Below are 23700 nucleotides of genomic sequence, written 5' to 3' on the forward strand. Positions count from 1 at the left end.
TCATCGGGATGGCCTGTAACTTTCCGGGCGCCAGGAACGCCGAGGCGTACTGGCAGAACATTCGTGACGGGGTGGAGTCGATCGTCCCGCTCTCGGAGCAGGATCTCGCAGCGGCGGGGGTTCCCCCCGAGATAGCTTCGGATCCCAGCTACGTCCGGGCCCGGGCCGTGCTGGATGGTGTGGAATGGTTCGACGCGGCCTTCTTTTCGATGACCCCTCGAGAGGCCGAGATCCTGGATCCTCAGCATCGTATCTTTCTCGAATGCACCTGGGAGGCGCTCGAGCATGCCGGATACAACCCCGATGGCTTCAATGGCAGCATCGGCGTGTATGGCGGAGGAAGCGGGCACAATACCTACTTCTTGAGCAACCTTTATCCCAATCACGATCTGATGCGGGCCATGGAGTATCAGATACTCCTGGCCAACGATAAAGATTTTCTCACCACGCGGACGTCGTACAAGTTGAATTTGAGGGGGCCGAGCGTGACCGTCCAGACGGGGTGCTCGACGTCGCTGGTGGCCGTGCACATGGCTTGCCAGGCCTTGCTCACGTATCAGTGCGACATGGCGCTCGCGGGCGGCGTCGCCATCAATGTGCCCACACGTTCTGGGTATCTCTACCGTCACGGAATGATCCTCTCCCCTGACGGGCGTTGCCGTGCGTTCGACGCCGAAGCCCAGGGCACCGTGGTGGGAAATGGGGCCGGCGTGGTCGTGCTCAGGCGGCTGGAGGATGCTCTCGATAGTGGTGACCACATCCTTGCCGTCATCCGAGGTTCGGCCGTCAACAATGACGGGGCTGCCAAGATTGGCTTCACCGCACCAGGGGTCGAGGGGCAAGCGCAGGTCATCGCACAAGCGCTGGCCATGGCCGAAACGAACCCGGAGACGATCTCTTACGTGGAGGCGCATGGTACCGGGACACGTCTGGGCGATCCGATCGAGATTGCTGCACTCACCAGGGCGTTTCGTGCTCGTTCAGAGGGCCGACGCAATGGGTGGTGTGCCATTGGTTCGGTGAAGACAAACATCGGGCACCTGGACGTCGCGGCTGGAATCGCTGGTCTCATCAAGGTGATCCAGGCACTGAGAAACCGTGAGATCCCACCGAGCCTGCATTACAAGAGGGCCAACCCGGAGATCGATTTCGCCAGCAGCCCGTTCAAGGTCAGCACCGAGCTGAGGGCGTGGGAATCCACAGGCAACCCTCGTCGCGCCGGGGTGAGTTCCTTCGGGATCGGAGGCACGAACGCCCATGTCGTGGTCGAAGAGGCTCCCCATGCCGCTGCTGCTCCAGGAGGGCGTCCTTGGCAGCTGCTCTTGCTGTCCGCGCGGACACGAACGGCGCTCGACAGCGTCTCCGAGAACCTCGTGGGGTATCTCCGGAAATGGCCCGATGTCAGCCTGCCTGACGTGACCTTCACGCTTCAGGTGGGCCGGAAAGCGTTCCCGCACCGACGCATGCTCATTTGCAAGGACGCGGAGGAGGCTGCGACGCTGCTGTCGACGCTCGGGGATCGGCGTGTGCTCACTCAGCTCGAGGAGTCCATCGACCGACCCGTCGTGTTCATGTTCTCCGGGCAGGGGACACAGTACGTAGGTATGGCGCAGGAGCTGTACGAGCGTGAGCCAACATTCCGTGCGGGTATCGACCTCTGCGCTGCCATGCTCCAGCCGGAGCTCGGGTTGGACCTTCGTGATGTCCTTTACCCGCAGCCCTCGCGTGAGGCGTGGGCGGCGGAGATGCTGAAGCAGACCCGTCTCGCGCAGCCCGCGCTCTTCGTGATCGAATACGCGCTTGCGACCCTGTGGATGGAATGGGGGCTCAAACCGGCAGCGATGATCGGGCACAGCTTGGGTGAATACGTCGCAGCATGCATCGCGGGCGTGTTTTCACTCTCCGATGCGTTGACCCTCGTGGCCAAGCGCGGGCACCTCATGCAGGAGATGCCCGTCGGGGCAATGCTGTCCGTTCCTTTGCCCGAAGCCGACCTGAAGCCTTTTCTCGGCAATCTATCGCTCGCGGCCGTGAATTCTCCGTCCGCCTGCGTTGTGGCTGGACCGATCGAAGAGGTGCGCGCGCTGGAGGATCGGCTGCTGGTGGAGTGTGACGTGGAGTGCCAATGGCTGCAGACCTCACACGCGTTCCACTCCGCCATGATGGAGCCGGTGCTGGAGCCGTTCCTCGCGGTCCTGCGTCGTATCCCTCGTCTGGCGCCGAAGATTCCCATCGTCTCGAACGTCACCGGATCATGGCTCTCCTCCGGTGAGGCGCAGAGCGCGGAGTACTGGGCGAGGCACCTGCGGGAGCCCGTGCGCTTCCTGGATGGTCTCGGGGAGGTGCTCGTCGATCCGGCACGCGCACTCCTCGAGATTGGTCCAGGCCGGGTGCTCTCGACGCTCGCCAGGCAACACCCGAGCAGGGGGAGCGGGCGGGTCGTGCTCTCCTCGATCAGGCAACCCCAGCACCCCCAGTCCGACGTTGGATTCCTGCTGGAGACCCTCGGACAGCTCTGGCTGTCGGGGATCCGCATCGATTGGGCTGGCTTTCATACACACGAGCCGCGCCGTCGCGTCCCTCTCCCGACCTATCCGTTCGAGCGAAACCGGTACTGGATTGAGGCCCCACAGCCGCTCTCTGGCGCGGTACGCCCTCCAGCTCGGCCAGCTCCCGCCATGCCCGGCTTGCTTCAGCTACCTGCGTGGAAGCGCTCCGTACTGTCAGGATCCGTCAAGCGTTCGGCGCAGCCGCGGGATGGTCGTTGCTGCCTTCTGTACGCCGACAGCCATGGGCTCGGGGCTCGCATGGAAATGCGCCTCCGGCGGGACGGGTATGAGGTGATCCTGGTGCGACCCGGCGAAAGCTTTGCCGCCGAGGGCGCGACGGCCTTCACCGTCGACCCGACCAGCGCGTCAGACCATGCTTCGCTGCTCGGCGCTTTGCGAAGAGCAGGGCGGGTCCCCTCGATGATCCTGTTCCTCTGGGGAGTCACCACGCCGACGCGCGCCCCGCTCGACGCCGCGCGCGCGGAGGCCGCACAAGTATTCGGGTTTCATAGCCTGATGGCACTCGCGCAGGCGCTGGGTGAGGTCGGCGCGCGTGAGGAGGTGCGGCTCGGCGTGGTGACCAGCTACATGCACAAGGTGACGGAGGGGGCGGCGCTCTGTCCGGAGAAAACAACGGTTCTTGGTCCATGCCGTGCGCTCTCACGGGAGTATGGTAACGTCTCTTGCATCAGCATCGATGTCGATCTGCCGGAGCCGCGAACGCTTCAAGAAGGCAGGTTGATCGATCAGATCCTTGCTGAGGTGAGCCTGGAGCGAACTGAATCGATCATTGCTTATCGCAATGGTGAGCGCTGGATTCGTACCTACGAGCCAGCGCGTATGGACCGGCCGGATGGTCTACCGTCGCGTATTCGCGAGGGAGGCGTCTACCTCATCATCGGCGGGCTTGGCTTCCTCGGTTCCACGTTCGCTGAACACCTCGCACGCGTGGCACGCGCGCGGCTGATTCTCACGGGCAGGACGGTGCTCCCTCCGCGCGCGATGTGGGAGGAACTGGCTTCGAGTGAAGAGGAGGCCAGTGCGCAGCTGCGCCGCAAAATCCGCACGGTCCTTCAGCTCGAGCGTCTGGGGGTCGAAGTCGTCTGCATGAGCGCGGATGTCACCCGGATCGACGACATGCGAGAGGTCGTCGGTCGAGCTGTGGATCATTTCGGTCGTATTGATGGTGTGATCCACGCAGCAGGGTCAACGCGGACGGGCTCGATCCAGGGTACGAGCCGGGAGGAGGCCGAGGCTGTCCTCGCCCCGAAGTTGGTGGGCGCCGTGGTCGTCGATGACGCTCTCCGGGGGCTCCGCCCCGATTTCATCCTACTCTGCGCCTCACGGCAGGCCGTGCTGGGAGGTGCGCGCCTGGCAAGCCAGAGCGCCGCAAGCACGTTTCTCGGGGCTTTTGCTCAGCGTCAGGCAGCCGTGGGCGGGCCGCTCACCATCGCCGTGGAGTGGGATCCGTGGCAGCGTTCGGAGTCCTCGGACGACAGAACACCTGGGGATGGGGTGGAGTCCGGCCACGGCGTCTCGTCGAGCGCCGGGCATGTGTTGAGCCGGGAAGAGGTGCTCGATGCCTGGATGCGCATCCTGACGAACCCGACCCCTCAGGTCGTCGTTGCCAAGCGAGAGGAGGTGGCGCGGCAACGTCAGTCAGCGAGTTCGATCGCTCCCCCATCGAAAGAAGTCGACTCCGAGAGCATTCCGAGATCGGTTCACCCTCGACCCGATCTCGGTACGGCGTATGTGGCTCCGCGAGACCCGCTGGAGCGGGCCATTGCCGAGACCTGGGAGAAGCTGTTCGGTATCGAGCGGATCGGGGCGCACGATAACTTCTTCGACCTCGGAGGGGATTCGCTTCTCGCGGTTCAGGTGATTTCCAGGCTGCGCGGTGTCGTCAACATGGACCTGCCGGGGCACAGCCTGCTCAATGCGCCGACCGTCGCAGCTCTCGCTGAGCTGATCGCGCAATCCGATTCTCCCTCCTCGACGTCCCTCTCGAGACGCCGTCCAGCCCGGCTTCTGCCTGACTCGCTGGTCCTCATCAAGGCGGGGACGACGCGCCCTCTCTTCCTCATGCACCCTGTCGGGGGACATGTGTATTTCTACCATGACCTCGCTTCCTGCCTGGATTCGTCGCAGCCAGTGTATGGCCTGCAGGCTCAGGGAATCGATGGGAAAGGGCCTCCGCTCACGCGTATCGAGGAGATGGCCGCCCGCTACCTGGAAGCAGTACGGCAGATTCAGCCTGAGGGCCCCTACATGCTCGGAGGTGCCTCTTTCGGAGGGATCATCGCATTCGAGATGGCACACCAGCTCCTGTCGGGCGGGCAGCGGGTCTCACTCCTGACGATGATGGATACACCTGCACCCTCGGCCGTACTTCCGCAGCAGCACCTGGACAGCACCGAGCGGCTCGCTTATCTGATCAGTGGCGATCCGAGCTTGCCCATTCCTTCCGAAGAATTTCGGGATCTATCTCCTGATGAGCAGCTCCTGCACGTGCTGCGTCGCAAGAAGGGGGTTTCCCGCATGTTTCCCAAGCTGGCATTGCCCGAGCTGGCGAGCTTCCGCAAGATCGTGACGGCGAACCTGCAAGCCGCGTTGAGCTATGCACCCCGACCGTACCCGGGTCGAGTCCTGTTCTTTCAGGCCAGCGAGCGCGATACTCTCAGTGTTTCCGCCCCATCGAATGGGTGGGTTGAACTGGCCCGGGGCGGCGTCGCGTTCTACGAAGTTCCCGGAAATCACATCACCATGAACCTTCCTCCAAATGTCGCCGCCATCGCTCAGCCATTGCAGAAATCAATCGCGGCCATCCAGGATGAGGAGTGAACACGCAGACTCGTCGCGGTGTGATGGGGTGAGCGCAGCAAGGCGATCCCTCTCGCATGGGGCGTACGGCCGTTGAGGAGGTGTCAAGTGACGAAGATATCCAGTGAGCAAGCAAGAGACGAGATAGCGCTTCGTTTCCAGGAGTGGTCCAGAGCAGTGGGGGAGGCAAAAGATTATGAATTTCTTTCCGAGCTGCTCTCGGATGATTGGGTCTATACCGACTTTACCGGCACGAGTCGCGGTAAGCGTGATTATATCGCATTCGTCGACGGTATGGCATCTTATGAGCAAAGCATGCAGCGTCTCGATGCGCGTCTGGTCCGGGACGATCTGGTGATTGCCAGCGGTGTCTACCGGGCGCGCGCTGCACTGAAGAGCGGGCTGGAAGCCGATAACACAATCGCATTCAGCTCGGTGTGGGAGCGCGACGGTCATGTGTGGCGGTGCCTGCTCACCCACACGACCCGGGTCATCCCGCCTCCCTGAGCGTGCCTGCACGAGTGGCATCGGCGAGGTGTCGATGACAAGAGGGGCGCCGGAAGCTCGGGATCGAGGGGGGGGTCGAGTCCGCCCGATTTCATGGCCTCAGCGGTGTTTCTTCGACGAACGGTGTATCCTGGAGCGTTCATCGGTCGCTGCGTCTCGCCAGGCGTGTTTCTACGCAGCACCGGAACGGATTGACACGGATCCCGCTTGGAGTAGCGTCCACAGGGTCGTCGCGTCCACGTCTACCAGGAACCCCCATGGATCTTCGTCGATTTTTGGAGCAGGCGGTCCAGCTTTCATCGGTGCTGTCGAGAATTCACCAGGCAGGCTCCCTGCATCTGGAGATTCAACCCTCGAACATCGTGGTGAGCCCGGAGACCGGTGAGATCGAACTGCGAGGCAGCCAGGTCGCAGGAGGCATTAGCCCGGACGCTCCCGACGAGCTGAGGGTGAGCCCGGCCTCGTTGCCCTACATCGCTCCCGAGCGGACGGGACGCATCGACCAGGCGATCGATCAACGGAGCGACCTGTACTCGCTCGGGGTGACCCTCTACGAGCTGCTCTCGGAGAAGCTGCCGTTTGAGGCAGAAGATGCTCCGGGCTGGGTGCATTGCCACGTTGCAAGGGCGCCGACGCCTCTCAAGGAGGTGGTGCCGGAGGTGCCCGTCATCGTGGCGGACATCATCATGAAGTTGCTCGAGAAGGCTCCGGAGGGGCGCTACCAGACGGCAGTGGGCCTGGGCGTCGATCTTCGACGATGCCTCACGAGTCTGGACGCGCGGGGCGTCGTTGAGCCTTTCCAGCTTGGCACCCTTGACATGTCGGAGAAGCTTCAGATCCCGACGAAGCTCTATGGTCGAGCGCGAGAGCGCACCACCTTGCTGGAAGCATTCGAGCGGGTGGTGGCCACGGGGGCAGCCGAGCTGGTGCTCGTGGCCGGCTACTCCGGTATCGGAAAGACCTCGCTGGTCCGAGAGGTACAGATACCGATCGTCCGTGAGCGTGGCAATTTCATCTCGGGAAAGTTCGAGCAGCTCCAGCGCGACATTCCCTATCGGACGATTTCTCAGTCATTTGGTGAATTCGTTCGCCAGCTCTTGGCCGAGAGCCCCGAGGCACTGGCCGGCTGGGCAAAGCGACTGACGGATGCGCTCGGAGCGAATGGGCGCCTCATCACGGACGTCATCCCGCAGCTGTCGGTCGTCATCGGCGAGCAACCCCCTGTTCCTCCGCTTCCGGCGGCCGAGGCACAGAGCCGATTCCTCCGTGTGTTTCAGGCCTTCGTTGGTGCGGTGGCTCGTCGCAAGCATCCCCTGGTGCTCTTCATCGACGACTTGCAGTGGGCGGACCCCGCGAGCTTGAAGCTTCTGCGCCATCTGATTGCTGCTCCGGAGTCCAGGCATTTGCTCGTCATCGGGGCATATCGTGACAACGAGGTGAGTCCCTCGCACCCTTTGATGGAGGTTCTGGATGGCATCCGGGCGGTGGGTGCCAACATCTCCACCATTTTTCTGGGTCCACTGCTCCACGAGCACCTCATGGCCCTCCTGATGGACACGCTTCATTGCGACGAGATGTATGCTGCGCCGCTCACAGGCTTGCTGGCCCAGAAGACTGGAGGGAATCCCTTCTTCGTAGGGCAGTTCTTGACGGAGCTTTATCGCAAGAAGCTGCTCCGGGTCGATCCGGTTCATAGCGCCTGGCGCTACGACATCGAGGAGATCGAAGCCGAAGAGCTGACCGAGAACGTCGTCGATCTGGTGCTGGGCCGCCTGAAGCGCCTGGCACCGGAGACACAGCGGGTCCTCACGCTGGCCGCTTGCATTGGAAGTCGCATCGAAGCCGATGTCCTGGCCAGTCTCCATGGTCAATCCCCCCAGAAGACACACGCGGACCTGGCCCCAGCCATTCGCGAGGGCCTCGTGGCGCGCAGGGGGGGAACCTACAAGTTTCTCCATGACCGGGTGCAGCAAGCTGCCTACATGCTCATCCCGCGTGACAAGCGTGCCGAGATGCATTTGCGGGTCGGGCGGCTCTTTCTGATCCAGACCCCCGAGAACGCGCTCGAAAATCGCCTGTTCGAGATCACGAACCAGCTCAACATCGGTGTTTCGCTCATCACCGATCCGGACGAACAGCGTCGCGTGGCTTCTTTGAACCTGGGCGCTGGCAAGAAGGCAAAGACATCAGGAGCCTATGGCGCAGCGGTCGGCTACTTCACCTCCGGTGTTGCGCTCATCAAGGATGACTGGACCGATGACGACGACTTTGCGTTCACGCTTTATGTGGAGCTCGCCGATAGCACTTGTTTGAATGGTGATTTCGAGCGTGCCGCCGAGCTGTGTTCGCTGTTGTTGGAGCGTGCGAAGGAAAGGCTCCACCGTGTCGCGGCGTACAGGATTCAGATGCAGATCCACACGACGCGCTCGGAGCACGAGCAGTGCATCGAGGTCGGCCTGAAGTGCCTCTCGCTGCTCGGCCTCGAGTTGCACCGCCGTCCGAGCGATGAGGAGGTGATGTCGGAACTGCACCGAGTGCGAGAGGCACTCCGGCACCGCTCCTTGGCGGACGTCCTGGAGCAGCCGCGAATGACGGACCCGTTGACCGCGACCCTCATGGGAGCGATAGCAGTCATGTTCCCGTCGACGTTCTATCTGGACCCGACCCTCAATGACTTGCTGGTGTGCCAGATGGTCCAGCTCAGCCTGCAGCACGGGACTGCGGACACGACGGGTATGGGCTTCGTGAGCCTCGCAAGGATGTTCTGCTTGCGGCTCGGCGCCTTCGAGGAAGGGGACAACCTCGGAAAGCTCGGGTACGACCTCGTCGAGAAGTGGAACGTGGTCGCCTACAAGCCCGAAGTTGCGAACATGTATTCATCCGGAATATCGATCTGGAGACATCATGTGGACACCTTCGTCGAGTACGCACGCCATGGCATCCGCGCCGCCAATGATATCGGCAGCTCGACGTGGGGGAGCTTCAATCACCTCCAGCTCGTCCTAGCTCAAATTGTGCGCGGCGATCCCCTCGATGAGGTGCGCAAGGCGAGCGTTGCGGCCCTCGATTACATCTCGAAGGCGAAGATAGCCTTTGCTGCGGATGCAGTGGTCAGCATGCAGAGGTTCGTCCAGGCGATGCGTGGAGCGTCGGATCACCTGGGGACCCTCGACGGCGAAGGGTTCGAGGAGCGGGCTTTCGAAGAGCACCTGGAGAAGGAGAGCTTCCCGACCGTCAAGCTCTTCTACTACAACATGAAGGTCCAGGAGCGTTTCCTGGCGGGTAACTTCGCCGAGTCCTTCGCCGCCGCGGAGGCCGCGGAGCGGAACATCGACGGCGGCAACGGCATGATGACGCTGGCCGAGTACTATTACTACGCGGCTCTTGCCAGGGCTGCTCATCATGCTGAGGCCTCGGCGGAGGTGCAGGCCGATATCCGGCGTGCGCTGGTCGAGTATGTCGAGCGCCTGCGGGTGTGGGCCGAGAACTGTCCGGATAATTTTGCCGGCAAACACGCCCTGGTCTCGGCAGAGATCGCGAGGATCGAGGAGAGATTCTCCGACGCTGCCGAGCTTTATGACCGCGCAATCGCATTGTTCCGACGGAGTAGGTTCGTCCATCAGGAGGCTCTGGCGAGTGAGTTTGCCGCGCGGTTCTACATGAGCCGTGGCTACACGGGGCTCCCCGGCCTGTACCTTCGGGAGGCGGTGGCCGGATACTCCCGCTGGGGGGCGAGCGCCAAGGTGCGCCAGCTCGAACAGCAATACGCCCTGGTTCTCGATCAAGAGCAGCGGCGGGCGACGAGCCACGGCGTGATGAAGATGGCTGCCGAAGCCGTGGACGCCCAGACGGCCGTGAAGGTGTCTCAAGCGCTCTCGGGCGACATGACGCCAGCGGAGATGATGGGGTCCTTGATGCGGCTCGTCGTCGAGCACGAGGGGGCAGAGCGATGCTGCTTGCTGCTCACGGGCGATGGGCTGCGACTGGTCGCTGAAGGGCTGGTGGGGAGAGAAGGCATCAACATCCGGGTCTTCGAGCGCGGTGCGGCACCTCCGGCGAACCGCATCCCGATGTCGATCATCAATTATGTGCAGCGGACACGAGAGCGCGTGCTGATCAGCAATCTCGCCGAGCGCAATGCCTTCGGTGCAGACGAATATCTCCTTCGTGAGCAGCCCAAGTCGGTTCTATGCCTGCCGTTGATGAGGAGTCCGGGCGAGGTTGGAGGTCTTCTGTATCTGGAGAACCGGCTGGTCCACGGCGCATTCATCTTGCGCCGCCTCTCCCTTCTCGAGTTCTTGGCGGCCCTGTCACTTCAGAACACTGTTCTGCGGGATGAACTGGCGCAGGAGAGCGCGAAACGGCGTCAGGCCGAGGACGCGCTTCAGCGCAACGAGAAGCTGTTGCAGGAGCTAGTGGAGTCGGCAGGCCCGACTATCTGAGCGCCAGGGCGATCTGCGCCCTGGCGGGACCCCGATGAGCCCCAGGGGAGGGGCTCGTCGGGGCCTGTTGCGGCGTCAGGTTGGCGTCAGGGGCCCACGTGGCCGGGAGGTTCCCCCATGAACAGCCTGGCTACCCAGTCGGTGAGCGCCGTTCCGCTCACCGTGGTGCTGTAAAAGCCATTGCCACCGAGATACGTGTGGGTCGTGCTGTCGATGAAGTACGTCGCCCAGGAGGCGGAGTCGCTCAGGTGATTCTGCCGTAGGTCCTCCAGCCCTTGCGCATAGGTAGCGCTGGACATGCTCGACGGGAGACCATCGATGCTGGCACAGTTGTTCTGGCCGAAGCTGAAGAACGTGCGGATCGTGTTGTCTTTGTCGGAGGAGATGAGGCCCAGCCTTGCGTCCGGATACTTGGCACCGAGGTGAGAAGCCAGGTTGACGATGCCTCCACCATTGGCTGTGCTGCAATCGGCGCAGTCGGTCGGGAAAGAGCCATCGAGGTTCCACAGATCCCGCCAGCGCTTCTGGAGGCACGGTGCCATGTAAGTGTCGGCCATGGGCGGTCCCGAGTCATCGAGGAGTGCGACGGGGTGCGGACAGAAGGCCTGAGCGACGCGATCGTAATTGAAGGCAGCGCCGAAGCCGCCTGCACTCGCGCCAGTGAGCAGCACCTGCGTCACCTCCGTGAAGGTCGGGACGATGCGCTGGAGATAGTGGCCGATGTTCGCGTATCCCACGAAGGACTGATTCTGTGGAGCCGCGATGCCGGGCACATTCTGACCGGTGGCGTTGCCGGCATGCACGTCACCCGTGCAATAGGGAACGAACACCATGTTCCAGTCGCGCACCGGGTTGTCGGCATTGCTGCTGCTGAGGATTCCCCCTGGGCCGTTTCCGCCCCTCCAGCTATTGAAATTCTGCTCGCTGTACGAGCTGGGGTTCGCGAGGCAGGTCGACGTGTTGAAGCACGCTCCGCCGCCTTCGAGGAAGATGACCAGTTTGTCCGAGGCCGGATTCAGCTTCACACCGAAGCCCGTCGATGAGCGGTTACGGCATCTGGCCTCGGGGACGCTCACCCAGGTCCAGGCTCCGGCCGTCGCGGTGATCGGTTCCCCATTGAAGGGTCCCTCTGGCGTGCAAGCCGGGCCTCCGCCGGCTTCTCCTCCCTCTCCCCCTGCCCCACCCCCCCCTCCGTGACCCCCCTCGCCGGCCCCACCTGAACCAGGCCCGCCTTCGTCAGTACCCCCTTCGCCACCACCTGGATTCGGTCCGTCGGGGGGACGAATGACGGATCCATCTCCACAGGCGAGTGCAGCAAGTGAAAGGACGAGCAAGCATCCGAGTCTGGGAGAGGGAGCAAGCATGTACGGGATGCTAGGACAGCGCAGGAGCGCCCTCAACGGAGCGTGATCAGGTCGGAAAATTCCGCTTCCGAGCCAGTCTCGTGCAGCCCGTCCCTGCAGAGAGCTTGCGACCCGGCGTGAATCAGACCGAGGATCATTCACGTCATGGCGCAGGACCCGAACATGGTGAGCGAGCGGCGTCGACGCATCCTCTGCGCTACCGAGCGTCTGCTGGAGCGCTATGGCCCCGGCAAGACGACGATCGCCGACATCGCCCGCGAGGCCGAGGTCGCCGTGGGAACCGTCTACCTCGAGTTCGAGTCGAAGGATGCGATCATCCAGGAGATCTCCAGTGCTCGCTACTGCGCAGTGCTGGACGCCATGAGAACCGCGGCCGCGCGACCAGGGGGCTCATCGGCCGATCGCCTGCGTGCTGCGCTCGACGCCCGTGTCGGCGCCTTTCTCAAGACTGCCGCAGACGGCGGCCATGCCACCGAGCTGCTCCACTGCCCGAGCCGCGCCGTCCAGGCGGCGCACGAGCGCTTTTGTCGAGCCGAGCGTGCCCTGCTGGGGGGACTGCTCCATGAGGGGGTGAGTGCAGGCGAGTTCGACGCAGCGGACGTGGATCTAGTCGCTCGCACTCTCCTGCGGGCCTACGCTTGTTTCTCACCTCCGGGACTCTTCGCCACGCCTCTGGAGGCGGTCCCTGCTCAGCTGGAGGCCATGCATCGGCTCGTCCTCCGCGGTCTCCTCCGTCGCCCCTGAGCTCGTCGACGGCCCACTACGGGTCGCTCGACGGCCAAGGGAAGTGAGACCTCTGCCTTGACGGAGCGGTGAGCGAATTTAGTTTCTGTTCACGGATTCACGGAAGGCGCTACTCGCATACGGCGACGATCTCCTTCCAAGAGCCTCTTCACAGGTGGTCACGGCCCATCTGCCGTCCGCCCAGAACCAGAAGGTGTGCCCATGAGCCAGCTCCGCGGAGGCGGCGTCGTGCCGCGCTCTCCTTTCCCGCTTCTCCCTCTGCGCACCGGGGCTCTCTTCCCCGGCACGTCCATCACTCTCCCCGTCGGGCGCAGCCGCTCGGTGGCGCTGCTTGCTGACATCAAGGCGGGGGCGATCATCGGGATCGTGGCCCAGCGGGATCCGCGGGTCGAGGATCCTGGCCGAGAGGACCTGCACGACCTCGGCGTCTTCGCTCGCGTCGTCGACGTCGCCCGCGTCGCAAACGGGGGATACCGGCTGACGATCGAAGGCCTGGATCGGATGGTTCTCACGGCCCTCGTGCAGCATGATCCTTACTGGCTGGCCGAAGGCAGCATCGCGCCGGAGTACGCAGGCGATGCTGAAGAGGCGCGTGTGCTGGCGGCTTCTCTCCGAGAACGGGCCCGAGAGCTGGGGCCCCAGCTCGGGTCGAACCTGGCCGACGTCGCGGCAGCCAAGGCGGAGCCCGGGGTCTACGCCGATCTGATCGCTGCAGCCCTCGGGATGAGCACGGAAAAAGAGCTGCAGGTCCTGTCGGAGCTCCGGATCGGGCCCCGTCTGGCGCTGGTGGCGGAGCTTCTCAACGAGGCCGTCCATCTCGCCGAGCTGAAGCGAAAGGCGGATGCGGATGTGCGCAAGGAGCTGGGCAAGAACCAGCGAGATGCCATCTTGCGCGAGCAGATCCGGGCCCTGCAGCGGCAGCTCGGCGATGGTGACGAAGAGGACGAACTCTCCAATTTGCGACGGCGCCTCGACGAGGCGGGCCTCCCCGAAGAGGCGCGCGCGACAGCCGATCGCGAGCTACGACGCCTGGAGAGCATCGCGCCCCAGCAGGCGGAGCATCACGTGATCCGGACGTACCTGGAATGGATCGCCGACCTCCCGTGGACGCAGAGGGCTCCTGCCCGTGGAGGCGAGCAACGAACGCAGGCGGCGTCAGGGCCTGACCTCGACGCCGTCGCCGCGAAGCTGGACGAGGACCACCGCGGCCTGGAGGACGTCAAACGCCGCATCCTCGAGCATATGGCCGTGCTCAAGCTAGCCGGTAAGACGCGAGCCACCATCCTGTGCCTGGCAGGACCGCCTGGGGTAGGGAAGACCTCTCTCGGGCAGTCCATCGCTGACGCTACTGGCCGCCCGCTGGTGCGCATCTCGCTGGGAGGCGTCCATGACGAGTCGGAGCTGCGAGGTCACCGGCGCACTTACGTCGGCGCACTTCCGGGCCGCGTGATCCATGCCATGAAGAAGGCGAAGGTGAAGAACCCCGTGGTGCTGCTCGACGAGATCGACAAGCTCGGGACGAGTTACCGGGGATCACCCGAGGCTGCCCTGCTGGAGATCCTCGATCCGGAGCAGAACAAGACCTTCCAGGACCACTACCTGGAGCTCCCCTTCGATCTCTCCGAGGTGCTGTTCGTCTGCACGGCCAATGATCTCTCCACCCTCTCGGCGCCTCTACGAGACCGCCTGGAGATCATCGAAATCAGCGGTTACACGGCCGACGAAAAGGTGGCCATCGCCCGATCACATCTGATTCCGAAGCACCTCAAGGAGCACGCCATCGACCCTGGGGCGCTCACGATCACCGACGCTGCCCTCGGGGTGATCCTCCGAGACTACACCCGGGAAGCTGGCGTCAGGCAGCTCGGCCGCGAACTCACCAAGCTCTGCAGGGCGCTGGCTCTGGAGGTCGCCCGAGCGTCCGATGGGAAGCTGCCGCGCATGCACGTGGACGTCGACGATCTCCCCAAGTACCTGGGCAAAGCGCGATTCTTCAGCGAAGTTGCAGAACGCACGCAGGTCCCCGGCGTGGCCACAGGTCTGGCGTGGACGCCGGTCGGCGGAGACATCCTGTTCATCGAGACGTCACGGATGCCAGGGAAGGGGCGACTGGAGATCACGGGGCAGCTCGGTGACGTCATGAAGGAGTCGGCCAAGGCTGCGCTCACCTATGTGCGCAGCCATGCCGAGCAGATCGGTGTCGACGTGGCGCAGCTGGAGCAGGAGGACTTGCACATTCACGTGCCCGCGGGTGGTGTCCCCAAGGATGGTCCCTCGGCAGGGGTCACCATGTTCACGGCGCTCACCTCACTGCTCTCGGGGCGGAAGGTGCGATCCGACACGGCGATGACCGGCGAATGCACCTTGCGCGGGCGCGTCCTCCCCGTGGGAGGGATCAAATCCAAGGTGCTTGCCGCCCACCGCGCTGGCATCTCCCGGGTGATCCTCCCTCAGAAGAACGCGCGTGATCTGGAGGACGTGCCGAAGGAGGTCCGCGATCAGCTCACAGTGATTCTGGTGGATGACATGAGCCAGGTGATCGCGGCGGCACTGGATGCGACCCCCATGACGCCGACCGTAGGGGGTAGCATGATCGATCGAGACGGCCTGGACCCCACCGGCGCGACCTGATCCGGTCCTCGCTCGACGAGGCGCCAGGGGCCCTCTTCCCGCCCCTGGCGTCGGGTCTTTAGGGCATCCCCGATCCCACGAAGACCGCCGCCGTCCTCTCCGGCACCGTGAAGCTCCCTGCGTTGAAGGTCGCGGACTTGACGATCTCGTCGGCGGACGACATCTGGACGGGGTGCAGTGCCAGCGTGGCCGTCTCGAAACCAGCGAGCGGAAGGGAGAGTTCCGCCGGCCGTGCGTTGAAGATGACCACCACGCCGCCGAGTGCCGGATCGAGATCCTCTGCCCCGCTGATCTCATCGGAAATGGACATCACGACCACGCCTGGGACCTGCGACGGACCCGTATTGTGGAACCGTACCCGAGCAGAGACGTCGGCCGCCGTCGCCAGGCGGAACAGCGGCGAACCACGACGGATCTGCAACACCTCTTCCAGGTGACGCACCGTGCCGACGATGTGGTGCTGCTCCACCTGAAGGGTCGGATCGGCGAGGAGCCCTTCCATCTGCGCCCAGCTATCTCCGTTCTTCTCCTGAGGAGGTAGACCCTTGCCCCAGTTGTTCGTCGCATAGGTGAAATCCAGCCGATTGAACCAGTCTCCCGAGTCGTAGCTGTCGCGATCCATCGACTTCGAGCGAAGCATCTCCGAGCCAGCGTGGAAGAACGGGACTCCGAGCCCGAGCCCATTGATGCTCAGCGCGAGGCGATGCAATCGCACCCGTGCCTCGATGCCCATGCTCTGAGGTGCCTTGAGCTGAAGGATATCCCAGAGCGTCTGGTTGTCGTGCGCCTCGACATAAGTGACGGACTCACCCGGAGCGAGCGTGTACCCGACGGGTTCACCTTTGTACGCGAGATCCGCGCCCGTCACGATGTCGCCATTGCGGTCTTCGAAAGCATAATCCCGCAGGTTCCCGGTGAGCCCCACCCGGATGTGGTCCGATGCGTCCAGGAGCCTGTCGAGCTGCTCTTCTTGGGTCCCTTGATCGTGATCATTCGGCTCCAGGTACAGCCCACTGGCGAAGCCCTGTCGTCGCAGCGCGCCTCCGCTATCGAAGGGATCCCCCCCTCGAACGGCATCCCTCAACCGATCATTGAACGTCCCGATGCCCGTCCCGGCCATGTTGCGCTGCGTCGCATTGTCTCCCCGCGCATTTCCGGCCACCTCCCCGAAGTCCCAGCCCTCCCCGTAGATCACGAGCTTCGTGCCATCGATACCGTCCGCTTGAGGGGTCAGTGCTGCGAGCCTATCGCGCACCTCGACGAGGTTTTCCTTCATGTGGTGACCCATCAGATCGAAGCGAAACCCATCGATCTTGTACGCTCTCGCCCAGGTGAGCATCGAGTCGACCATGAGCTTCTGCATCATGGCGTGCTCGGTTGCCGTGTTCTGGCAACAGGTGCTGGTGGTGACGGCGCCGTTGTCGTCCAGGCGGTGGTAGTAGCCCGGCACGATCCGATCGAGCACCGAGCGAGCATCTTGCCCTGCTGCGCTGGTGTGGTTGTACACCACGTCCATGACCACCCGGAGCCCCGCCTGGTTCAGGGCCTGGACCATCGATCGAAACTCGAGCGTCCGCGAAGGCCCGTCCGGCGTCGTGGCATAGCTGCCCTCGGGGACCGTGAAATGCCACGGATCGTAGCCCCAGTTGAAGCCATCCTGAGAGCGCAGCGCCCACACCTGCTTCTGCTGCTCGTCCGAGCTGGGCCCGTAGTTCTCCAGGCCGGTCGCAGATCGTTGCTCCGCCTGGTTCTCGTTCACCGTGGCGAAATCGAAGGCTGGGAGGAGGTGTACGTGCGTGAGTCCCGCCTGCGCCAGCCCCGACAGGTGCGTCATCCCGTTCGAGCCAGGGTGGGTGAAGCCCAGGAACGTACCGCGGTGCGCGAGGGGAACGGATGGGTCGCTGATGCTGAAATCGCGAATGTGCAGTTCGTACAGGGTGGTATCGCGAAGTGAGCCGAGCTGCGGCTTGACCAGTGTGTCCCAGCCTGCCGGCTTGAGTCCCGGCGCATCGAGATCGATGATCTGACTGCGCTGGCTGTTCATCGACAAGCTCAGTGAGTAGGGGTCGGTGACGAGGTTCGTCTCCACACGACCCGTGCCAGGGACGAAGACCTCGACCTCGTAGAGGTAATAGCGCCCCATCCAGCTGGGATTCCCCTCCGCGCGCCAGACGCCCTGGTCGACGCTCATGGGCACCACCTGGGCCTGACCACCGCCTGGCGAGTCGAACAGGTGAAGCCGGACCGAACGGGCCGTCGGCGCCCACAGCCGCAGCGTCGGCGCCCCTCCAGACACATCCACCCCCAGCGTGCTGCTCGTCGCGTAAAGGGCATCGAGCACGCCAGGGAGCTGCACGCCAGTGGCCAGCCTCTTCCCATTCGGGAGCCGGGCGACGACCACCAGCTGCCCCTTCACGAGTTCCGGTTGCCGCTCCAGGGAGGCCGCAGGGAAACGTAGCGCCGTATGGCCTGCGAGGTGAGGGAACTTCTGTCGCGTCGCCGCCCCGAGCCCATTCGCCTCGAACGACAGTGGTATCACCTGGCTGGCCCCGACGAGCTGCCCCTTCTCGTCTCGGATTCCCCCCTCCGGTGCGTAGTGCAGTTCAAAGGTCGCGTCGGGCAGCAGCTCCGCGCCGACTGGAGGCCTCCACGCGAAGGTCTCTCGGTCGACCCAGTGCGCCTGGCGGGCGTTGAGCAGCGGAGGTTCCCCGGGATAGGTGTAGAGGGTCGGGTCGCCCGAGAGCACCCAGATCCTGCGTCCGAGCTCTCCGGGACGAAGTGACTGGTCTGGCCCGGGATCCTTCATGTCCCCCTGATGAATGATGAAATTGACCTGCTCGGCACCCGAGGCGAGCGGGACCTCGTACCAGGCGCCGTAAACATCTTGCCCGCTGGCCAGAAGGGGCTCGTTCCAGTCGGTCGGTGTCGTCGTATCCCCCCACAAGTGCAAGCCCCAGTCGGCGTAGACGTCGTCCGTGCGTCGATAATAGATGATGGCCGTTCCCTCCTCGGGAATGGCTGGAGGCACGCTGAACGCCCGATCGTAATCGGAGAAGACCCAGACCTCCTTTCCGAGCTCGGGAATGCTCACCTCCAGATCGCCGGCGACCAAGGCATCTCCCTCTCTGGCGAACTTCAAGCGAACACGCTCCGGCTGACCCCGCGTGGGGATGACGAAGGTCGCACCGAAGTCATCTGCCTCGTTCTGGAGAACTCGTAGCTCTCCTGCCGCGCGCTCTGGCACGTCTCCGGTCGCGATGACCTCCCACCCCGAGTAATCCTCGAGCGGTCGGTAGTAATGGACGAGGAGCTGCTCCTCGGGGGGTTGTTCACCGACGGGGGGATCGACGGGGGTTTCCCCATCACAGTTCAGCAGAGGGGAGAGTAGCAGCGGGAGCGTGAGCGCTCGTCGCAGGCGGGGAATGAAACGATCCATCGAGGCCTCCGGTCGCGCCGTCTGGCATGGGCGTCGACCTGTCCGCAGTGTAGGCGGGAAAGCCATGACCACTGGCGCAGGAGCTGCCAGCGTAGAGAAGGAATCGCGAGCGCGCGATGATGCGAACGTGCAGGAAAGGGAAGGGGAGGAGGTCCCGTAGAGGGACCCGAGATGGGGCTGGGCAGGTGCTGTGGCTGCTCCGCGAATTTGCTGTCAGCGGAGCGATTTCGGCGGTACGGCGAGCCCGTCCGCCAGCGTGTCAGACCTCGAGATGGGCGCCGCGGCCGAGGTTCAGGACGCGGCCCGTGGGCGTGAGGAGTTGATCGACGTCCTTGATCATGTACTGGAAGCCGCCACCGCCGCCGTAGTCGCCGTTGTTGCGACAGCGCCCAGCCGGAACGCTCACGGGATAGAGCACCATGTACTCTTCGAGCTCCATCCGGTAGCCGTGCTGTGCATGCGACGGGACCTGCAGTGCCTCCCAGAGATCCTGGGGCGAGGTCGCGAAGTTGCGGATCGTCTCGGCGTTGGTGAAGTAGATCCCACGACCGGGCCGGCCGCAGTACACCTTGTCGCCCGGCCAGAGCGACACGGCGCCCCACATGTCGGAGTTCCAGTCACCCTCGGACTGCGTGTTCGAAGCAACCAATTGGATCATCGTCTTCCTCCAACTCCTGCGGACTCGTGCTCGTAGGTACGTCCACGCCTATCACGCTTCGTGCCAGGTCTGAACGCCCCTTCAACATCGCGGTATCCCCTCTCATTCCGCGGCTCTATCGACGAGGGACGGGGGCAAGTTGGGTCATTGAGAGGGGACTACCGCGCACCAGGGGTGGATCTCGTTTGTCCCACCCTGGATCAGTGCCTTCCCCTGTCCATCTCACCACAGCGCCCGAACGGTGACCCGGCCTCCCCACGACCCGCTCAGACGCCGTCCTTCAAGCACCCCGCCAGATCGCTCAACAGCTTGTCGGCCGCCTCCAGCCCGCTCGCGAACATCTCGCTCTCGCGCGTGCGCCGGCTCAGCCTCATGTCGGGCGTCACCTTGTAGGGAGAGCCTTTCTGCTGCATCAGCTGCATGATCTTGGTCGTATCGAGCGGCGTGTCCTCGCGCAGGTGCAGCGTCACGCCCTTCGATGTCGCCTCGCACCCCAGTGCCCGCAGCTTGCGCAGCTCCGTCTTGAGGCGCATCAGGTGGACGAAGCGGCGCCCCTCCACCGGCGGTGGCCCGAACCGATCCTCCATCTCGGTGGCCAGCTCCTGCACCTCGTCGATGCTCGAGGCACCGGCGAAGCGCTTGTAGAGCGTGAGGCGCACCCCAACATCAGAGATGTAGTCCTCGGGCAGCAGCGCGTCGGCGTCGAAGCTGAGCTCCGGATCCACCTCGTGGACCACCGGGTGCCCCTGGAGTTCGTGGACCGCCTCATCGAGCATCTGGCAGAACAGCTCGAACCCGACCGACGCCACCGTGCCGCTCTGCTCCGCGCCGAGCAGGTCCCCCCCCCCACGCAGTTCCAGGTCGAGCGAGGCGATCTGGAATCCGGAGCCCAGCTCCGTGTGACGCTCCAGTGCTTCGATCCTGGCCCGCGACTCGTCCGTCATGGCGTTCGGCGGGGGGACGACCAGGTAGCAATAGGCGCGCTCTCTCGAGCGACCGACCCGACCACGGAGCTGGTAGAGCTGCGACAGCCCGAACATGTCGGCGCGATCGATGATCATCGTGTTCGCCCTGGGGATGTCCAGCCCGCTCTCGATGATCGCCGTGGCACACAGCACGTCGTACCGACCCTCCACGAAATCGAGCATCGCCTGCTCGAGCGCGTGCTCGCCCATCTGCCCGTGCGCCACGACCACCCGCGCGGAGGGCATGAGTTCCGCGAGTCGCGCTGCCCGTTCGTACAGGCCCTCGACCCGGTTGTAGACGTAGAAGACCTGCCCCCCGCGCTCGATCTCGCGCGTCACGGCCTCCCGGAGCACGGCCTCGTCGAAGCGGGTCACGATCGTCCGGATGGCTCGCCGGTCCACTGGCGGCGTCGTGATGATCGACATGTCCCGGAGACCAGACACGGCCATCTGGAGTGTGCGCGGGATGGGGGTGGCCGTCAGCGTGAGCACATGGACGTTGGTCTTGAGCGCCTTGATCCGCTCCTTGTGTGTCACCCCGAAGCGCTGCTCTTCGTCCACGATCAGCAGACCGAGCCGCTTGAAGTGGATGTCCTTCGAGAGGAGGCGGTGAGTTCCGATCACGATGTCGACTGTGCCGTCGCGAAGCCGTCGCATGGTGTCGTCCTGCTCCGACTTCGTCTGGAACCGGCTCATGGCGCGCAGCTCGATGGGGTAAGAGCCCATCCGGGACTTGAAGGTGAGGTAGTGCTGCTGTGCGAGGACCGTGGTCGGGCAGAGTACCGCCACCTGTTTCCCCGCGAGCGCCGCGCGGAACGCCGCCCGGATCGCCACCTCGGTCTTGCCGAAGCCCACGTCGCCGCAGACCAGCCGATCCATCGGGCGCGGCGCCTCCAGATCGGCGCTCACCTCGGCGATGGCCCGCGCCTGATCCGCCGTCTCGTCGAACGGGAACGTAGCCTCGAACGCCTGGTACTCGTCGTCCGCCGGCGGGAGCCCCTCCGCGTGCGCCGCGCGGCGCTCGGCGTAGAGCCGCAGCAGCTCGTCGGCCATCTTCCGGAGCTGCTTCTCCACGCGCGCCTTCGTCTTGGCGAACGTCTGCCCACCGAGCCGATCGACCTTCGGCGTGCCCTCACCACCCGAGAATTTCTGGATCTGGTTCAGCCGGTAGACGGGCAGGTACAGCTTGTCACCCCCCGCATACTCGACCGCGATCAGGTCGATGGTCAGCGCCCCGACATGCTTGTGAACCAGCCCGAGATAGCGCCCGATCCCATGCTCGACGTGCACGACGAAGTCGCCCACGTCGAGCCCGCGCAGGTCCTCCAGGAACGCCCGCGCCGGCTTCGTCGACGAGCTGGCCGCACGGGCCGCGCGCCGGTGGGCTCGCGCGCCGAAGATTTCCTCCTCCGTGACCAGCGCGAGCCCCTCTGCCGGCGCGACCACCCCGCGCGCCAGCGTACCCGTCACCACCAGCGCCGTATCGCGCGCCTCGGTCGAGCCCCCGTCGAGCAGGCCCGGATCGAACGCCCCCAGCCGTGCGCGCACCGGCAGATCCCGGTGCCGGAGCAGCGTCACCAGCCGTTCCACCTGTGTCTGCGCGCGGGCCGCGATGATCACCTTGAGCCCCGCCTCCTGCCAGGCCGACACCCGTCGCACCAGCGGATCCAGTGCTCCGTGCTTGCCGCGCGACGCTCTCGCCGCCTTGATCGCACGCTCCATATCGGACTGGTCCTGCGTGGCGAGCGAGGGAGTCTCCTCGGGCGCGATTTCGAAGCGCTCCAGCGAGTCTTCCCCCGGAACTCCCCCTGCCACGCCGGTCCGATGCAGCGCCACGCCCACGCGCGATCCCAGCCACCTGGCCACACCGCGCTCCGCCTCATAGAACGCGCTGAGCGGGAAGTGAGGCGAGCGCGACTTCTCGCTGGCATCCGCGGCGGCGCGGCCCAGCTCGTCGCGCAACGCCGAGGTGAGGGCCGGCGGATCTTCCAGCACCACCGTCACATCCTCGGGCAGGTAATCCGCGAAGGGCGCCAGATCCACATAGGCCGGCAGGTACCCCTCGGAACCGAAGAAGGTCCGCCCACTCGTCACGTCTTCCACGAGGACCCGGGCCTTGGACGACGGCATGTCGACCGCATCGCACAGTGCACGCACCCGCTCCCGTGCGCGCTCCACATTGGCCGACGTCAGGATCGCCTCGCGTGCGGGGGGCAACCAGGCCTCCTTCACCTCGCCGAGCGTGCGCTGATCCTCCGGCTCGAACGTCTTGATCGACATGATCAGGTCGCCATAGAACTCCACCCGCACCGGCCGCTCCGCGCCAGGCGGCCACACATCGAGCAGCGCGCCCCTCACCGCGAACGTCCCCGGGTCTTCGACCAGCGGGCTCCTCACGTACCCGGACGCCCCCAGCCGCGCGAGCAGCGCACCTCGATCCAGCTCCTGCTCGGCGATGATCAGCTCGGCGTGATCGACCACCTCATCCCGCGGCAGCACCTTGCGAGCGAGTGCCGCGATGGGGCAGACCAGCACGGACCACGGCAGATCCATTGCCAGGTGAAACAGGGTGGAGAGGCGGGCCTCCGCGCCTCGCCGGTCGGGATTCACGTCCGCGTAAGGGCTCGCTTCGTTCGGTACGAACAGCAGCACCTTCCCGGCGTCCTCCCCACGCGCCTCGGCTTCGCTCGCGTCCCGCTCCCCCAGCAGGAAGGAGACGTCGGCGGCGAGTGCGCGTGCCGCGTCGACATCATGGGTGATCGCCACCACCCGCCGCCGGCTGGACATCGCCAGCCGTCGTACCAGCAGACCCGCCGCGGCCCCGGCCGCCCCGGCCGCGTGGAAGAGCGACGTCGAACGCGCTGCCGCGACGAGACCGGCCAGATCGCGGGTCGTCACCACCGCCCTGTCCGCTGGCAGGTCGAGCGAAGGGAGTGGTTCCCGGGTGGAAGCAGGCGTGCTGTCCGGAGGCAGCTCCAGCTCCCCTGCCAGCTCCCCCAGTGAAACGGTGAGCGTCCCCTGATCCGTGCGGTCCGTGCGGGGATCCTGGTCGACAGGCATGGGCGCGGGGTCTAGCACAGGAGCCCTGCATCTGTGCTCCCTGCGCGTGAACGTCCACGGCTGCTGCGCGGCGCGAAGGACGACGCCGTGCCCCCGGTCGCAGCAGCTCATCCACGCGGAAGCCGCTCGCGGACCCCCATCCCCTACGTGCGCGTCGTCACGATCGGGAACACCCTTCCTGGGTCGACAAACCTCCCTGCGAGGACCGAGGGAGCCTCTGTCGAGAACAAAGGAGCGCGATCATGAATGGCTCTCTGAATCTTCTCCTGGCTTCGGCCGTCGTTGCAGGCTGCGCAGCCCTTGCGGGCTGTGGCGGTGGGCAGACACCGGCGGACGCCCTCCCACCTCCACCCGAAGTCCCACCCGTCGAGTCGCCCGAAGTCCCTGGCGGTGTGAACCCGGCCGCCCCGGCAACCCCCGAGAGCCCTGGGGGCGCGCCCATGCCGGGCAGCACCATGCCCGAGGGCGGAGCCACCACCCCTCCAAGCGGCTCCTGAGCGTCCGGATCCCGCCGGCCGCAGCTC

Annotated in this window: 10 protein-coding genes; 6 read left to right on the forward strand and 4 right to left on the reverse strand. The window is 64.8% G+C overall.

Features of this window, described 5'->3' with window-relative positions:
- Nucleotides 1-8: 8 nt before the first annotated feature.
- From CMC5_RS17900 to CMC5_RS17910, 3 genes are all read left to right on the forward strand, one after another.
- Nucleotides 9-5390 carry a type I polyketide synthase gene (locus CMC5_RS17900; RefSeq protein WP_245678572.1) on the forward strand — a complete coding sequence of 1794 codons (5382 nt, stop codon included), beginning with the start codon at nt 9-11 and terminating at the stop codon, nt 5388-5390.
- Nucleotides 5391-5477: 87 nt separating this feature from the next.
- The gene (locus tag CMC5_RS17905) at nt 5478-5876 is read left to right on the forward strand and encodes a nuclear transport factor 2 family protein (RefSeq protein WP_169796575.1); all 399 of its coding nucleotides are present in this window, start codon (nt 5478-5480) and stop codon (nt 5874-5876) included.
- A 257-nt stretch (nt 5877-6133) separates the two neighbouring features.
- Complete coding sequence (locus tag CMC5_RS17910; protein ID WP_050431567.1) at nt 6134-10318, forward strand: AAA family ATPase; 4185 nt, start codon at nt 6134-6136, stop codon at nt 10316-10318.
- Nucleotides 10319-10404: 86 nt separating this feature from the next.
- Here the strand turns inward: CMC5_RS17910 and CMC5_RS17915 are convergent, their stop codons facing one another.
- Nucleotides 10405-11682: a pectin acetylesterase-family hydrolase gene (locus CMC5_RS17915; RefSeq protein WP_156338685.1), complete on the reverse strand. Its 1278-nt coding sequence runs from the start codon at nt 11680-11682 to the stop codon at nt 10405-10407.
- A gap of 144 nt (nt 11683-11826) precedes the next feature.
- On the opposite strand from CMC5_RS17915, the gene CMC5_RS17920 reads away from it, so the two are divergent.
- Together CMC5_RS17920 and lon are read left to right on the forward strand one after the other, a co-directional pair.
- Nucleotides 11827-12426: a TetR/AcrR family transcriptional regulator gene (locus CMC5_RS17920; RefSeq protein WP_050431569.1), complete on the forward strand. Its 600-nt coding sequence runs from the start codon at nt 11827-11829 to the stop codon at nt 12424-12426.
- A 201-nt stretch (nt 12427-12627) separates the two neighbouring features.
- The gene (gene lon, locus CMC5_RS17925) at nt 12628-15057 is read left to right on the forward strand and encodes an endopeptidase La (RefSeq protein WP_050431570.1); all 2430 of its coding nucleotides are present in this window, start codon (nt 12628-12630) and stop codon (nt 15055-15057) included.
- A gap of 58 nt (nt 15058-15115) precedes the next feature.
- On the opposite strand, the gene pulA is transcribed toward lon, so the two are convergent.
- The 3 genes from pulA to mfd all read right to left on the reverse strand — a co-directional run bounded on the left by pulA (nt 15116) and on the right by mfd (nt 23176).
- Nucleotides 15116-18493, reverse strand: a complete 3378-nt coding sequence (gene pulA / locus CMC5_RS17930; protein WP_050431571.1) for a pullulanase-type alpha-1,6-glucosidase — start codon at nt 18491-18493, stop codon at nt 15116-15118.
- A gap of 259 nt (nt 18494-18752) precedes the next feature.
- Nucleotides 18753-19151: a hypothetical protein gene (locus CMC5_RS17935; protein WP_050431572.1), complete on the reverse strand. Its 399-nt coding sequence runs from the start codon at nt 19149-19151 to the stop codon at nt 18753-18755.
- Nucleotides 19152-19417: 266 nt separating this feature from the next.
- A complete protein-coding gene (mfd, locus tag CMC5_RS17940; RefSeq protein ID WP_050431573.1) occupies nt 19418-23176 on the reverse strand; it encodes a transcription-repair coupling factor in 3759 nt (1252 codons plus the stop codon).
- Nucleotides 23177-23418: 242 nt separating this feature from the next.
- Between mfd and CMC5_RS44665 the strand changes: the two genes are divergently transcribed.
- The gene (locus CMC5_RS44665) at nt 23419-23673 is read left to right on the forward strand and encodes a hypothetical protein (RefSeq protein ID WP_156338686.1); all 255 of its coding nucleotides are present in this window, start codon (nt 23419-23421) and stop codon (nt 23671-23673) included.
- Nucleotides 23674-23700: the final 27 nt, after the last annotated feature.

The sequence above is a fragment of the Chondromyces crocatus genome, assembly GCF_001189295.1.
Lineage (GTDB): Bacteria > Myxococcota_A > Polyangia > Polyangiales > Polyangiaceae > Chondromyces > Chondromyces crocatus.

Bases quoted from the DNA above. Each gene is read 5' to 3' on its own strand.
- CMC5_RS17900 (WP_245678572.1), top strand. From the start codon at position 9: ATGGCCTGTAACTTTCCGGGCGCCAGGAACGCCGAGGCGTACTGGCAG.
- CMC5_RS17910 (WP_050431567.1), top strand. From the start codon at position 6,134: ATGGATCTTCGTCGATTTTTGGAGCAGGCGGTCCAGCTTTCATCGGTG.
- CMC5_RS17915 (WP_156338685.1), bottom strand. From the start codon at position 11,682: ATGCTTGCTCCCTCTCCCAGACTCGGATGCTTGCTCGTCCTTTCACTT.
- CMC5_RS17920 (WP_050431569.1), top strand. From the start codon at position 11,827: ATGGCGCAGGACCCGAACATGGTGAGCGAGCGGCGTCGACGCATCCTC.
- lon (WP_050431570.1), top strand. From the start codon at position 12,628: ATGAGCCAGCTCCGCGGAGGCGGCGTCGTGCCGCGCTCTCCTTTCCCG.
- pulA (WP_050431571.1), bottom strand. From the start codon at position 18,493: ATGGATCGTTTCATTCCCCGCCTGCGACGAGCGCTCACGCTCCCGCTG.
- CMC5_RS17935 (WP_050431572.1), bottom strand. From the start codon at position 19,151: ATGATCCAATTGGTTGCTTCGAACACGCAGTCCGAGGGTGACTGGAAC.
- mfd (WP_050431573.1), bottom strand. From the start codon at position 23,176: ATGCCTGTCGACCAGGATCCCCGCACGGACCGCACGGATCAGGGGACG.
- CMC5_RS44665 (WP_156338686.1), top strand. From the start codon at position 23,419: ATGAATGGCTCTCTGAATCTTCTCCTGGCTTCGGCCGTCGTTGCAGGC.